This is a genomic window from Bacillus sp. Cr_A10 (assembly GCF_029222665.1).
GTDB lineage: Bacteria > Bacillota > Bacilli > Bacillales_A > Planococcaceae > Psychrobacillus.
Genome location: NZ_JARHXR010000009.1, coordinates 517,386 through 530,770 on the forward strand (window position 1 = coordinate 517,386; position 13,385 = coordinate 530,770).

The 13,385-nt window shown below is 33.1% G+C and carries 15 protein-coding genes and 1 pseudogene; 12 read left to right on the plus strand and 4 right to left on the minus strand.

The features are described from left to right. The first annotated feature begins 383 nt into the window (after positions 1-383). From P2Q73_RS09715 to P2Q73_RS09735, 5 genes and pseudogenes are all read left to right on the plus strand, one after another. The gene (locus P2Q73_RS09715; protein ID WP_275786414.1) at positions 384-908 is read left to right on the plus strand and encodes a GNAT family N-acetyltransferase; all 525 of its coding nucleotides are present in this window, start codon (positions 384-386) and stop codon (positions 906-908) included. Positions 909-1,329: 421 nt separating this feature from the next. Next, complete coding sequence (locus P2Q73_RS09720) at positions 1,330-2,796, plus strand: serine hydrolase domain-containing protein (RefSeq protein WP_275786417.1); 1,467 nt, start codon at positions 1,330-1,332, stop codon at positions 2,794-2,796. 401 nt (positions 2,797-3,197) lie between these two features. Further along, entirely contained in the window at positions 3,198-3,812 is a 615-nt protein-coding gene (locus P2Q73_RS09725; RefSeq protein ID WP_275786420.1) for a GNAT family N-acetyltransferase, read from the plus strand. Positions 3,813-3,905: 93 nt separating this feature from the next. Continuing rightward, positions 3,906-4,143 (plus strand): annotated as a pseudogene (locus P2Q73_RS09730) (DUF2812 domain-containing protein); the annotation flags it as partial. Between the two features lie 283 nt (positions 4,144-4,426). After that, entirely contained in the window at positions 4,427-4,564 is a 138-nt protein-coding gene (locus P2Q73_RS09735; RefSeq protein WP_156350754.1) for a YfhE family protein, read from the plus strand. A 761-nt stretch (positions 4,565-5,325) separates the two neighbouring features. Here the strand turns inward: P2Q73_RS09735 and P2Q73_RS09740 are convergent. Further along, positions 5,326-5,982 (minus strand): CatB-related O-acetyltransferase, encoded by a 657-nt coding sequence (locus P2Q73_RS09740; RefSeq protein ID WP_056830192.1) that lies wholly within the window; start codon positions 5,980-5,982, stop codon positions 5,326-5,328. Positions 5,983-6,574: 592 nt separating this feature from the next. Further along, positions 6,575-7,075 (minus strand): DinB family protein, encoded by a 501-nt coding sequence (locus tag P2Q73_RS09745; RefSeq protein WP_056830190.1) that lies wholly within the window; start codon positions 7,073-7,075, stop codon positions 6,575-6,577. A gap of 320 nt (positions 7,076-7,395) precedes the next feature. Between P2Q73_RS09745 and P2Q73_RS09750 the strand changes: the two genes are divergently transcribed. The 5 genes from P2Q73_RS09750 to P2Q73_RS09770 all read left to right on the plus strand — a co-directional run bounded on the left by P2Q73_RS09750 (position 7,396) and on the right by P2Q73_RS09770 (position 10,035). Further along, a complete protein-coding gene (locus P2Q73_RS09750) occupies positions 7,396-7,998 on the plus strand; it encodes a GNAT family N-acetyltransferase (protein ID WP_056830188.1) in 603 nt (200 codons plus the stop codon). A 188-nt stretch (positions 7,999-8,186) separates the two neighbouring features. After that, a complete protein-coding gene (locus tag P2Q73_RS09755; protein ID WP_156350752.1) occupies positions 8,187-8,327 on the plus strand; it encodes a hypothetical protein in 141 nt (46 codons plus the stop codon). 23 nt (positions 8,328-8,350) lie between these two features. Then, positions 8,351-9,442, plus strand: coding sequence for a low temperature requirement protein A (locus tag P2Q73_RS09760; RefSeq protein WP_275786438.1), 1,092 nt, complete (start codon positions 8,351-8,353; stop codon positions 9,440-9,442). 100 nt (positions 9,443-9,542) lie between these two features. Next, positions 9,543-9,749, plus strand: coding sequence for a (4Fe-4S)-binding protein (locus P2Q73_RS09765; RefSeq protein ID WP_053589306.1), 207 nt, complete (start codon positions 9,543-9,545; stop codon positions 9,747-9,749). Positions 9,750-9,762: 13 nt separating this feature from the next. Further along, positions 9,763-10,035 (plus strand): GNAT family N-acetyltransferase, encoded by a 273-nt coding sequence (locus P2Q73_RS09770; protein WP_253278895.1) that lies wholly within the window; start codon positions 9,763-9,765, stop codon positions 10,033-10,035. Between the two features lie 485 nt (positions 10,036-10,520). Here the strand turns inward: P2Q73_RS09770 and P2Q73_RS09775 are convergent, their stop codons facing one another. Next, positions 10,521-11,060: a GNAT family N-acetyltransferase gene (locus P2Q73_RS09775; RefSeq protein ID WP_275786440.1), complete on the minus strand. Its 540-nt coding sequence runs from the start codon at positions 11,058-11,060 to the stop codon at positions 10,521-10,523. Positions 11,061-11,368: 308 nt separating this feature from the next. Here P2Q73_RS09775 and P2Q73_RS09780 point away from each other — a divergent pair, with 308 nt between their 5' ends. Then, positions 11,369-12,151, plus strand: a complete 783-nt coding sequence (locus P2Q73_RS09780; RefSeq protein WP_056830180.1) for a CPBP family intramembrane glutamic endopeptidase — start codon at positions 11,369-11,371, stop codon at positions 12,149-12,151. 50 nt (positions 12,152-12,201) lie between these two features. Next, complete coding sequence (locus tag P2Q73_RS09785) at positions 12,202-12,933, plus strand: class I SAM-dependent methyltransferase (RefSeq protein WP_275786443.1); 732 nt, start codon at positions 12,202-12,204, stop codon at positions 12,931-12,933. 199 nt (positions 12,934-13,132) lie between these two features. Here the strand turns inward: P2Q73_RS09785 and P2Q73_RS09790 are convergent, their stop codons facing one another. Next, complete coding sequence (locus tag P2Q73_RS09790; RefSeq protein ID WP_053589310.1) at positions 13,133-13,324, minus strand: hypothetical protein; 192 nt, start codon at positions 13,322-13,324, stop codon at positions 13,133-13,135. Positions 13,325-13,385: the final 61 nt, after the last annotated feature.

Here is a 13,385-nt window from a genome sequence, read left to right on the forward strand (position 1 = left end):
AGTTATTCCATTATAGGGAGCTTTAATGGAATAAGATCGGGAACGTCAAAATAGGACGTTCCCATATTTTATACCTGAAAAACAACAATACTACTTAACAAAGCCTTTGATTATGAACACGTAATGGAATTTGAAGAAAATTCATTTCAAATAGAGGTTGCTGGAATTACTTGGACTTTTAGTATGGGATAATAGGAATCTTTAAATTTTCAAACTCTGGAAAAGTAATTTCTTCTTAAATTAGTGGAGGCTTTAGTTAAAGAACATGGGTTGCTTAAGCAACACTTTTTTCATATTGAACTAACGAAGTAGTTTAGGTTAGAAGGGGTTTACTTCAATTTGTAGAATTATTATAAGATATTCAAAGGTTAGGAGGAATAAAGATGACGAAGAGAAATAACCAAGTATCCCTAAGAAAAGGAAACATAAATGATGCAGAAGCTGTGTTAGAACTTCAAAAGGAAGTTCTTTCAGAAAGTGAGTTTATGATTCCGGTAATAGAAGAGTATGAAGAAACATCGCAGCAAATAAGAAACTGGATTGAGAAAATCTTAGAGAATGAAAGAGAAAAGCTAATTGTGGCGGAAAGCAAAGGGCAGATTGTTGGTTTGATCGTTTTTCTCTCAAAAAGTACTAAAAGGCTTTCTCACACTGGTTCTTTTACGACAATGGTGAAAAAAGAGTACCGCAATCAAGGCATTGGTAAACTGCTTATTAAAGAACTTTTAAACTGGGCGGAACATAACATTTTAATAGAGAAAGTTAGTTTAGGTGTATTATCAACAAATCAACGAGCTATCGAATTGTACAAAAGTATGGGATTTGTTGAAGAAGGACGTAAAATTAAAGAAGTTAAGTTTAGCGATGACTTATATGTTGATGATATACTTATGTATAAACTGATTTAACCTTTTTCGTCCAACCTTTTTATCAAACGGAGTACTACTATATAAGGCAGCATTTTTGCTTGTGAAGAAATGCATTTAAACTAATGGGTGCTTTACTTCAAGAAGGAGAAAAGCCTTTTTTCTTATTGAACTAAAGTAAGCAGGTTAGTTCAATAAAAACTAGTAAAGTTGTACAGTGAAAAGTGCTTTCGTTTAATCGTTTGCATCATCCGCTGAATCGTTTATTGAACCCTCATCCTGCATTTCTTCATCCTCATCTTTTACATCATCTTCCTCTATTTTCTCTTCCTCATCGTTTGCTTCGTTTTCAATTCCTGTGTCATTTTCTCCATCACCTTCTTAAATGAGGGCGAATTGTCGATCATTTGCGAATGAAAGACAGTAGCGTAATAAAAAATTAATGAAGAAAGGGGTAAATAATGTGTCTAAAAACAAAAGTGTAATTATTTTATTGATGTTAATTATTTCGATTCCTCTATTGTTTGTTCCTTTACCAGCACAGGCTGATGAAATGTTCGATACAGCGAAAGTTGACGAGTATGTTACGAATTATATGGTGAAAAACGGATTGCCTGGTGCAGCTATTGTAGTCATAAAGGATGGGAAGACACTATATGAAAAAGGTTTTGGGCATGATTCTGACGGAGATCCACTGACAGCGAAGTCTATTATTGGTATTGCTTCTGGTTCGAAGCCATTTACTGCATTTGCAGTTTTACAATTGGTTGATAAAGGAAAAATTAAATTGGATCATTCTATAGTAAATTATCTTCCTGAATTAAAACTAAATGATAAAAGGTGGGAACAGGTGACAGTACGTCACTTGTTGAGTCATACATCTGGTCTACCGAATCCTACCATTGTAGCACCAGCGAATACCTTAAAAGAAGGTGTAGGACGTCTTCATGATTGGAAACTACAATCCAACCCTGGAGAAAAGTATTTATATAGTAATGCAAACTACTGGACATTAGCTTATTTAGTAGAAGAAATTAGTGGGATGGAGTTTAATGACTACCTAACACAAAATGTGTTCTCACCGCTCGGAATGAATGATTCCCTCTCAGTAGTTAACTCTGGGGATATTACAAAATATTTAGATATACCTAGAGGATATGTCACGTTATATGGTACGGCAATGCCATGGACGGAGCTTGAAAAAATGTTCAGTGGTTCAGGGAGTATTTTTACGACTGCTAGTGATATGGGGAAATGGTTAGCTATGCATACGAACGACGGGAAAAATGAAAAAGGAGAACAATTACTATCACAAGAGTTACTAAAAGAGTCCTATTCACCACAATCTGAGGCCGAAAAATATGGACTTGGTTGGTCTTTAAGCTCTTCCAATATTAAGCCGGCTCGCATTTCTCATAGCGGTTCAATCTCTACTTTTCAATCCCAGCAAGATATCGTTCCAAGTAGCGGCTATTCGGTTGCCGTTTTACTGAATAGTTTCACCACTACATTCGAACATGCATATGAGATCAGTTCTGGAGTTATTCAATTGACAGAAGGAAAAGAACCTGAAATAAAATCTTCAATTCCTAAAATGATCGATTTATCACTTGGTGCTATCACATTGATTTGCTTGATATTAGGAATCAGAGGTATACGAAGAAGTAAAAAATGGACGGATAAACGTAACCAGCATCCAGCTTGGAGGTTCTTTCTACGTTTAATACCGCAATTGATACCTGTCGTTGGTATAGGATGGTTATTATTTATTCTTCCAACATTAAAAAATAACAGTTCCACCACATTAGATGCATTCGGTCTTTGGCCAGCTGCGATGTTCTTATTGGCGATTATTTTCATGATTGGATTGGTACTCACAATTTTGAGAATCTATTATCGAATAAGATTAATTAGAAATGGAAGATTGTGAAGAATTACACTTAAAGTAATGCGTGCTTTAGTAGAATCATAGGGTTGCTTAGGCAACTCTTTTTTCTTATTGAACTAACGGGGCAGTTTAGTGGAAAAAGAAACTTAATAGAGAATTAACGTTAAAATAATAAAGAGGGATAATATGATGGTACAAAGGTTACTTTATGTTTTGTTTACATTAGCTTTGTAACGATTACAGGATGTTCTAACAAAAGAGAAACTATCACAGTTCAAAACAAAGTTTGATAAAACCCTGTATTAATATAGGTTTTTTCTTTGCCCCTTAAATTCCAGCTGTATTATTTAATTAAAGGGCCAGATTGTTGAATATAATTTGACGATGTGTCGTATGAATTTATATTGAAAATAAATTCATTAAAAATGAAAGGAAAATGCAATATGAAATCTGGAGGTAATAAGTTTCTAATTGTAAAAGCCGATGAAGTTGATTTAGATGTAAGGACGCAAATGTCTGAAATTTTTGCGGAAGGCTTCAGTCAATGGCTTGTTTTTTTTTCCAAAGATAAAAACATCATTGCAAAGGCTTTTTCCCACATGTTTGTATTAGATCAATTTTATATAGCCATAGTTAATGATAAAGTTGCAGGAGTGACGGCATGTACGGACGGGAAAACATCATCGGTAAGATTAAATAAAAAAGAGCTGAGAAAGCACTTAGGTTTCTTCAAGGGAAGCATGGCCGGGATCTTTTTAAAAAAGGAATTTGAAGTCCCTTTTGAAAATTCCCCTCCCAATACAGGCTCGATTGAATTTGTTGGAACAGCTCCTGAATTCAGAGGACAGGGCGTAGCATCTCAAATAATCCAGCATATCCTCGAAAATACAACGTACAACAATTACGTTATTGAAGAAGTTGCGGATACGAATACTCCAGCAATGAATTTATATAAAAGAATGGGTTTTGAGGAGTATAAACGGAAGGCTATTCCGCAAAAGGTAGCGAAAAAAATTGGAATCAATAATTTTTTGTCTTTGAAATATGGGAAAAAATAAGGATGATTTTCCGCTAGGTGATAGAGCGAAAAAGAGCGAGAGTTCTTGCCTAGAATAAAAGAACAATTTGAAGCACTGAGAACGGCAACTAATTCAAAAGCTACTAGATATAAAAGGTATGCGAATACGTTTTTGAATTGGCGATAAGTTATATACCACTGTTAATCGTATTTTATTTGACAGATATCATTGACCCTAAGGTGCTCATTAATCCGAAAGAACTTTATTTTACACCTGGTTTATGGGATCAGACTGGAACATCTTTTTGGTTTTCTTTCCTATTTGAAACACCCTTCGCATTAACGAGGGGTTCGCTTGGTCATTTATTCCGCTAACAAATTCTTTGTTATAAATCAAATAAACTGTATTTGCTAAATAGAAGATATTATCGAAAGGGCTCGATTGTTGAATAAGTGTATGTTGTGCTTAATAGTCCTTGTTATGTATTTTTTAATGACAAGATAAGAATTACACTTACTAAAGGAACAACCACGATTCAATGGATAGCACAAGTAATCATAATAAAATTTTAACAAATTTAATTTCTTTTCAATCGAATATCATTGGTTACAAAGGTAAAACTAAAAAGATTAAATACGAAAGGAGTGTTCACGATGAAAAACCGTAAGCAACCACATGAGCAGTTCACAATGAAGGATAATGGGTTGTCTTCAATGCAAGAAGTTTTATATCAAAAAGAATTTAATCGTGCTGACAAAGAGACAATTAAGAAAAAACAAAATAAAAAGTAAACACATTAATAGGCCATACACGGAGTTCACTTTTTAACAAATAAGGAGACACGTGTTTAAGATGAATAAAACAGTACGATTCGATTACGTATATCAAAAAAAATTTGAATCTAATCGAAAAAAGTGACCTTCTCCCAAATGAGATGGTCACTTTTATATATCATTTTTTTGTTAAGTTGTAATAATAAAAAAGTTTTTAACAAAAATGATGATTTTTGTATACTTTCACATTTAGGAGATGAGTCAAGGCGTTTAGTAATTCCTAAAAATATGATCTATGTAGCTATACGAAGGTGAAGTAGTAGAAATTGAAAAACTAGATATCGGATATTATATAAACATAGGAACTATAACAGTCGTTTTGTAGGTAGATTTAAAGCTGTTTCTAATTCTAATATATCGATAAGGCTTTTTAATATAGTTTTCGCACATAAATTTTTACAGCTTTAATATACGGAGTGATTATGAACTAACGCAGCAGGTTAGTTGAAGAAAGTGTAGAACATTCTTCGATCTATCTTGTCAGAATTTACATTATCTAATGAAAGAGGTTCAGTAGTTGCAACATTATATGCAGTCATGTTAGTCCCTGAGGATTATGCACAGGCAGCATTAATGTCCTCTGGGATTATTAATGGAGTAGCACTGTATAGAGTTGAGTTTTTACTTTAAAAATAGTCTCTTCTTAATTAGCTATTAAGAAGAGACTATGATTAAACTTATTCTTATTTATTTCAATGTGATGATTTAAAATTAATCCGTTATTGTTTAATTTCCCTTTGATAAAAGTCGTATAAATGGTTAATAGATGAACTGGATAAGATATGACTAGCTCGTTCAATTTTCTCACGTTCCCAATCGAACCAACGCATTTCTTTCAACTTTTCGATTTCTTTGTCTGTAAATCGTTTCTTTATCTCTTTAGCAGGGTTGCCTCCTACTATCGTATATGGTGGGACATCTTTCGAAACAACTGATCCAGCCGCAACAATTGCACCTTCACCTATTGTCACACCGGGCATAATCATTGCATTCATACCAATCCAGGCATCATTTTCGATTATTGTATCCCCTTTTGGTTCGTAAGAAGTTTCAATTTGCTCCATAAAAGGATAGACGGTAATCCATTCAGAATGATGATTGTGATTTCCACCCATTAATATAATTACACCACTTGCAATGCATACGTAATTTCCTATAATCAACTTATCTAAATGCCAACCATTGTCTTCGATTGGGTTAAATAACTTTCTAGATTTTTCATCTCCCCATAAGTATCTAACGCACCCATCTTCAAAATCATGATTATCGTAATAACCAGAGTAGTAGGAGTATTCTCCTACTTCAATCATTGGGTTGGTGACAATATCTTTTAAATACTTAATTTCAGACCAGTGGTTAAATCGATGTTGTTTCATTTTTTTCCCTCGCTTCTAAGTAGTATAAATTATTTTTTTACTTAGAAGCTTAATGCCGTAGCAACATTCTTAAACCGTTTCAAACGACGAACCATCGTCCTCATCCTTTTCCTATTTAATAGGGAGATTGTAACAAATGAATCATCTGTTCGTCAAACCTTACTGCACAGTGCGACCATAAAGCGAAATACATTTTTGAAATTGCATTTAAGATAAACAATTTTGTGGCAATTGGATATATCACCATTATCAAGGTAAATATTTAAATAATAAACCCTCTCAAAAATAATAAAGACTTTCCGATTGGTAGAAAGTCCTGACCTCTTGGGTTGGGGTATAGGCGAAATAGAATTAGATAAAAAAGGAATCTATATCATGCCAAAGATCGTTGCTAGACTGTACGACCATGTTGCGAAGAATACAGAACCTAGACTGGTGTATAGTCAATAGTGCTTCCCAGACTGCTTTCGGTTCAGTGTATAGGCATTATCAACAATTGAATTGAGATTTATACTTCATAGTTCCGTCTCAAAGAAGCAACTACATAATGAATTAATAGAATTACAGACTACTAAAACGGATCCGTTTACTATTACTGCGGGGCATTCATACCAAACTTTGCCCATTCCTCTTTTGACGGACCATAAATGCCTGGAACAGTTAATCCTGCCTGTCGCATAAGAACAGTCATTTGTCCTCGATGGTGGTTTTGATGTTGAATCAAAAACAATAATAGTGAACCATTTGGCATTTGTTGACCTATAAATTCAATTCGTTCTTTCAATGTATGGTCAGTCCATTGAGTTTTTAATGCTTTTACAAATGCATTACTGGATTGGTAATAGTTTTCTGCTATAAATTGAGCCGAAGTAGGAACGGGAAAATCGTTAGTTGGTGCTTCGAACGTTAAGTTTGTATTGGAAGTAATAATATGAATAGCTGTAACGGTATGCCAAGCAATACGTCCTAAACTCCAATTTTGTGAAGTTATTTCCTGTTTAAGTGATTCATCAGTTAGAATATTTAGTAGTTTCTGTGTAGAACTAGCTTCGAACTCCCAAGATTTCAAAAAATGGTCTAAGCTTTGGAACATAAAAATCCTCCTAGTATTTGTAGTTTTATTTCTATGAATCTTAATTCAATTATACTTTCCCCTTGAGCATATTATGTTTATCTTTTTTACAAACAGTTTAACTTTTACAAAACGGTACAACTTTATTTTTCGTGAACAATAATTAAGTAAACTGTTTCTTTTACTGTACACTATGATAAAAATGTGTAATAGAAGAGAAGGCGCTTGTTTAACTGACGGGGCAGTTTAGTTGAGGAAGGAATCGTTATAATCTTTGTTGAAATAGATGTATTAAGAGAATATTTTAGTGAAAAATTGTTTTAATTAAGGAGAGAACCTATTTGAGTCAGTTATTGTTTATAGAACCACCTGTCTTAGAGAGTGAAAGCATCATACTCAGACCTTTACAACAAGAGAATGCAAGATATTTATTTTCTATTAGCTACCCTGAAGTTTGGACATATATGTTTGGTGAAATTAAATCGGTAACTGAAATGGAAAAACATGTGTCCAAAAAAATTCAACTTCGCAATCAAATGAAGGCATTACCGTTTGTTGTTGTTTTAAAAGAAACTAATGAAATTATTGGAACAACAAGTATTTACGAAATTAACATAAGTCAGAAGTCATGTGAAATAGGTGCAACTTGGTATGCAAGAAACTTTTTAGGGACTTTTGCCAATTCAGAGTGTAAGTATCTACTACTAAAATATTGTTTTGAGGAATTAAAGATGATAAGAGTACAATTTAAAACAGATGAGAGAAATGTCCGTTCTCAAAAAGCAATCGAACGTTTAGGAGCTATTAAAGAAGGTATCTTAAGAAAAGAAAGAATTCTTGAAAACGGATATATTAGAAATGCAGTAATATACTCAATTACAGATGATGATTGGAGAAAAGTAAAACAAGTGATAATAGAAAAAAGCATGAGAAACACATTGTGAAAGAATGCACTTAAACTAACGGATGCTTTAGTTGAACAAGACCATCATTTTGATGGTCTATTTTTTATCTAATATATTAAGCGAATCTCAGAAATCCATTGTGAAATGTTACACTTAAATTAAGGCGCAGTATAGTACAATAAGTATCTTGAGTTTTATAGTAAATTTAAATAAGGGAGGGGATCTATATGGGGTTACAAAACTGTGTGAAATGTAAATCACAATTTAACTGGAATAAAATATTTATATCTCTTTGGCCAGCATACAGACCTGTTCGATGCAGTCAAAGTGGTACTTCTTATTTTGAACATAAAATAATTACCAATTAAGATAGTGGAGGAATTGGAGCAAAATGGAAGAAAAAAAGGTCACTTGGTTAGAGCTATTTTATGATTTGCTAATTGTAGCAGCTATTGCTACTGTAACTCATGTTTTGCTTCATGTTGAAAATGGATATATCCATTCAGACTATCTATTAAAGTTTGTATTGATTTTTATACCCATTTGGTGGGCTTGGGTAGGACAAACAATGTTTATCAATCGATTCGGGGAAGATTTATTTCATCACCGTATATTTTTAATTCTTCAAATGTTCTTTGCGTTAGTAATGATTGCGAGTTTGTCAGTAGATTTTGATTCGTATTATAAATCTTTTCTAATAGGTTATATTGGACTAAGGGCATTAATTGCAATTCAATATCTTGTTGTACAACGGACAGAAGTAGGGACTAGAAAGAAAGCAGCACACTTTTTTGGAAAATACTTTTGGGTTGGCATTATTATTTCATTGTGCTCCGTCTTTTTTGACTCATGGATTAGGTATCTTATATTGTATACAGGTATCTTTGTGGATATTTTAATCCCAATTATTGGACGGAAGCGATTATTGAAGGTGCCTACAAATACAGCTCATTTATTAGAGCGATTTGGTTTATTTACTATCATTCTCTTCGGTGAAACTCTAGTTAGTACGCTTGTTGTAATCCAACCGAAACAAGGAGATTGGAATTCCATTTTGTTTACTATAGTTTCGTTTCTTTTAATCATATCAATGTGGTGGCAGTACTTCGATAATTTAGAAAAGAAAGTCGATAAATCTAAAAAAACAGCGGGTCAAATGATAATTTATGGTCATTTATTCATTTTAATGTCTTTAAGCATGATTGCAGCGTCGATCAGATTACTGTTTGTGCATGAGGTTAATTATTATTTTATTTTATTTTTCGTTTTTGGATCGGTATTACTCTACTTTTTATCAACTTCATTTGTTTTTCATCAATATAGACATAAGAAACAACGATTAAAAGTATATCATTTAGGGTTATTTTTAGGTATTTTAATTGGATTTCTCCTTATTAATTTAATCATTACAGTACCTAATATTATTATTATGGGAGAATTAGTTGTATTTTTTGTTATCTATGCTAAGTTAACAACTTTTTAATGAAATCAGTAAACTTTATTTGAACGTAATTTCATATTATCTTAAATTGATTTGATTGGTAGTTTACTATAAAATGAAGAAAAAATGAGGTGTGATAAAAATGAGCTACCGGGAGTACAAAGGAGAAAATATTACAGTTTATTTCGATGGAGAAATTTGTAAACACGCTGCTGAATGTGTTAAAGGATTACCAGAAGTTTTTAATGTAAAAGCTAGGCCGTGGATTTCTCTTGATAAAGTAGATGCTAAAAAAGTAGCCGAAGTAATTAATAGATGTCCAAGCGGTGCATTAAAATATAAAATGTAAGGAGGGAATAAGGTTGCTGCAAATTAAACAAGGTAGTCAGTCATTTTATATTGGTGATGAGAAAAATAGCGAAGCAGAAGTACATTTTGTTCGTGCAGGGGAAACTCGAATTATATTAGATCATACGCACGTAGCAGAGCATTTAAGAGGACAGAATGTAGGACAACAATTAGTAAAAGCAGCTGTTGAATATGCAAAAAAAGAAAAATTACATGTGACTCCGCTATGTCCTTTTGCAAAAGCTGAGTTTGATAAGAATCCAGAATATCAAAAGTTATTAGGGTAAAGACTGTAAAGCAGATAAGTATACTCAGTTACTTCTCTGCTTTATTTTATTTAGAAGCAATTTTATAAAAGTTGGTACTATGGAACGACTAACACTGATACAAAATAAGTTATACAATAATAAAACTGTATTGTTTTTGCTTTCCTTATTACCGTTTATCAGGGGAGAAGCCCTCCAAATGATCAGCTTAAAATGGAATTACACAAATGAATTTAGGTGTACCTATGCATTTAGCGTTCAACGGGTGCTTTAGTAAAAATAGACCATTTTTGATGGTCTATTTTTACTTTCAAAACATCAAGTAGATTTAGGCGATTTATTGTGAAATGTTACACTTAAACAAACGTAGCAGTTTAGTTGAAGAAGAGAATCGGAGTTTTTATGTCGCATTTGACACAAAATACGTCATAAACAATCTCAATCTCCACTCATAATTTAAATGAGTGGAGATAGAGATTGTCTAATAATTAGTATGAATTACAAGGTTAGTCATTCGGATTTATTATAGCTAACATCTGATGATCTTCCCAAGCCCCATTAATTTTAACGTTTTTCTTAGCTATTCCTTCTTTATGGAAACCAGCTTTTTCTAATACTCGAATGGAACCTATGTTATCTGGCATCACTCCAGCTTCAATTCGATGTAAGTTTAGAATTTCGAAAGCATAATTAACAACTAAATTGGCAGCTTCGGTAGTATAACCTTTGCCATTATGTTCTTGGTCTAAGGAATAGCCCAAAAGCGCACTTTCACGAGGTCCACGGAGAACTTGAAATAAACCGATAGTACCTATAAGAATATCATCGTTAATTTTAAAAATTCCGAACCGATATTCAGTTTCTTTTTTTGTATTTTGTTCCCATTTTTCGATTAATTCTTTGTGAGTTTCTAAAGTCCAGTAATTTTCTGGATGAGTTATAGAATAGTTTTCAAAAAAAGCTCGATTTCTCTTTTCTAAACTTAGTAATTCGACAGCATCTGAGAGGATAAGCGGTCGTATGTATACATTAAAATTTTTGGACATCTAATCTTCCTTTCTATATGTATGGAACCTATAAAATTATATCATGCAGGAGGGAAGATTGAGATTTTAGTTAGAAGATTGTACACAGTACGATCATAATGTGTAATAAAATAAAAGGTGCTGATTCAACTTTGCGTGTTTTAGTAAAGATTATTGAGCTGAATAGGAAGCTTGTTATTCTTTTTAATGTCCTGCTAATGAGTTGAATAAATAGGAGTTTTTTAGAAGAGTGTCGAACTAGTTAATATATATGGAATTCCGAATGTAGGAAAAATCGGAATGGGGGTGAGATTATTAGCAAAGACATAATGAAGAACATCGTCTTTTTATTCCTATTTGCAGTACTGTTGGTTTTACTTCAAACAGGGAATTACACGTTATTGATCGTTTGGGCAACTATTGTACTCTTTATATATTTTATAGTGGAAAAGTCGGGCAAGCTGTTTATTGTGACGACCATACTTTTCGGACTTGGTTTTATCATCTATTTATTCGCCAAGGATTTTGCGGTGCCAGGCGTAGAAACATCGGAAATGGATATCTTCCTCAATCGGCTTTCCTTGGTTTTTATCCTAATTCCATTATTCACTTATTCCTTATACATAAAGGTTCCATTTATAAACTATCTAAAGAGGCCAGATTGGAACGGAATTATTATATTCCCATTCATCTGGACCGGATTCCATCATGTTAAGATAAAAGTTTTCCTTCCAATTGCCTTCCTGATTAACATTGCTGTCATGTTGCCGTTCATTATCATGAATGGATGGAATTTTATCATGGAAGTTTTTTGGGTTGCCATTATTTTCTCATTCTCCAATGCAATCCTAGAAGAACTGGTATGGCGTGGGGTACTGCTGAGCAGGTTTACAGAGCAGTTAGGTGAGAAATGGGCTGTTATAATCACCAGTTTGGGATTTGGATTGCAGCATTACTCACTTGGTTTTCCATGGCCTATCTGCATCGGCTTTGCATTTGGTGGATTCTTTTATGCTGTTGTAACTATCAAATCAAATAGCATCATTCCGGCCATCATCTGGCATATCCTTCTAAATTTCCTTATGGTATTCAGTGGAGTGATTGGAAATTAACGACGAATTGTTTTAGGAGGCTATATTAATATTTAGGAGTTGAATAAATTATGAAGCAAAACAAATATGATGATGTGAATTTCTTTTCTGCATATGAAAAAATGCCACGTTCAGTCAAAGGACTTGAAGGTGCGGGAGAATGGCACGTATTAAAAGAACTATTACCAGAACTAGTAAATAAAAGTGTACTTGATTTGGGATGCGGTTTCGGTTGGCATTGCCGTTATGCTCGTGAACAGCAAGCAAGGTCTGTTATTGGAGTAGATATATCTGAAAAAATGCTTCAAAAAGCTCGTGAAATGACGAATGATTCTTTAATTACATATATTAAAATGTCGATTGAAGACATTAATTTTTCAGACTCTCAATTTGATGTTGTCATCAGTTCATTGGCTTTTCACTATATTAAGTCGTTTGAAGCAATCTGTAAAAAGGTCTATGATTGCCTTAAGCCTGGAGGTTCTTTTGTTTTTTCAGTTGAACATCCAATTTTCACTTCTCGGAACGAACAAGATTGGTATTATGATGACAAAGGGAATCGTCTGCATTGGGCAGTTGACAATTACCAATCGGAAGGATTGCGTGAAACAACATTCCTAACTGAAAACGTTATAAAATATCATCATACATTTTCAACTTATATCAATGACATAATTAATGCTGGTTTTATTGTAAGGATAGTCAAGGAACCAATTCCTTCTGAAGAAATGTTAAAGAGTATTCCTGAAATGAAAGATGAACTCCGTAGACCTATGTTCTTAATAATCTCAGCAGAAAAGTAAATGTTTATTATACGTCCCTTCGCCATGTAGGGTCGTTTTTCTTATTCGACTAACGCGGCAGTTTAGTTGAATAAGAGTAGGAGAGTTTTTATGCCGTATTTGACACAAAAAACGAAACAATAAAAGAGAATTGAACTCTTATGTTTGCTTCATCGAATAACAATTTTTTATCTAGGTAAAGTAGATACTTTAAATTTAATTAACTAAATTTTCGTTTATAGTATTGAAAATATTCATATCCGAAACAGCCTAGTGCAATCGCTAACAATATTGTTGGGAAAAAGAAAAAGCCTGAATTGTATTTAACTGAGTAATCAGCTTTTAGACCGTACAAATAGATATATAAAATAAAAGATATTGATAAGGATAAAGTTCCGCTTAAAATATTCATAAATTTCCTCCTTTACTTTTATCGGAATTTTCATTCAATTACTATTATACACAATTTAATT

Coding starts and splice junctions, on each gene's coding strand:
- P2Q73_RS09715 (WP_275786414.1), top strand. CDS start 384: ATGACGAAGAGAAATAACCAAGTATCCCTAAGAAAAGGAAACATAAAT.
- P2Q73_RS09725 (WP_275786420.1), top strand. CDS start 3,198: ATGAAATCTGGAGGTAATAAGTTTCTAATTGTAAAAGCCGATGAAGTT.
- P2Q73_RS09735 (WP_156350754.1), top strand. CDS start 4,427: ATGAAAAACCGTAAGCAACCACATGAGCAGTTCACAATGAAGGATAAT.
- P2Q73_RS09740 (WP_056830192.1), bottom strand. CDS start 5,982: ATGAAACAACATCGATTTAACCACTGGTCTGAAATTAAGTATTTAAAA.
- P2Q73_RS09745 (WP_056830190.1), bottom strand. CDS start 7,075: ATGTTCCAAAGCTTAGACCATTTTTTGAAATCTTGGGAGTTCGAAGCT.
- P2Q73_RS09755 (WP_156350752.1), top strand. CDS start 8,187: ATGGGGTTACAAAACTGTGTGAAATGTAAATCACAATTTAACTGGAAT.
- P2Q73_RS09760 (WP_275786438.1), top strand. CDS start 8,351: ATGGAAGAAAAAAAGGTCACTTGGTTAGAGCTATTTTATGATTTGCTA.
- P2Q73_RS09765 (WP_053589306.1), top strand. CDS start 9,543: ATGAGCTACCGGGAGTACAAAGGAGAAAATATTACAGTTTATTTCGAT.
- P2Q73_RS09775 (WP_275786440.1), bottom strand. CDS start 11,060: ATGTCCAAAAATTTTAATGTATACATACGACCGCTTATCCTCTCAGAT.
- P2Q73_RS09780 (WP_056830180.1), top strand. CDS start 11,369: ATGAAGAACATCGTCTTTTTATTCCTATTTGCAGTACTGTTGGTTTTA.
- P2Q73_RS09785 (WP_275786443.1), top strand. CDS start 12,202: ATGAAGCAAAACAAATATGATGATGTGAATTTCTTTTCTGCATATGAA.
- P2Q73_RS09790 (WP_053589310.1), bottom strand. CDS start 13,324: ATGAATATTTTAAGCGGAACTTTATCCTTATCAATATCTTTTATTTTA.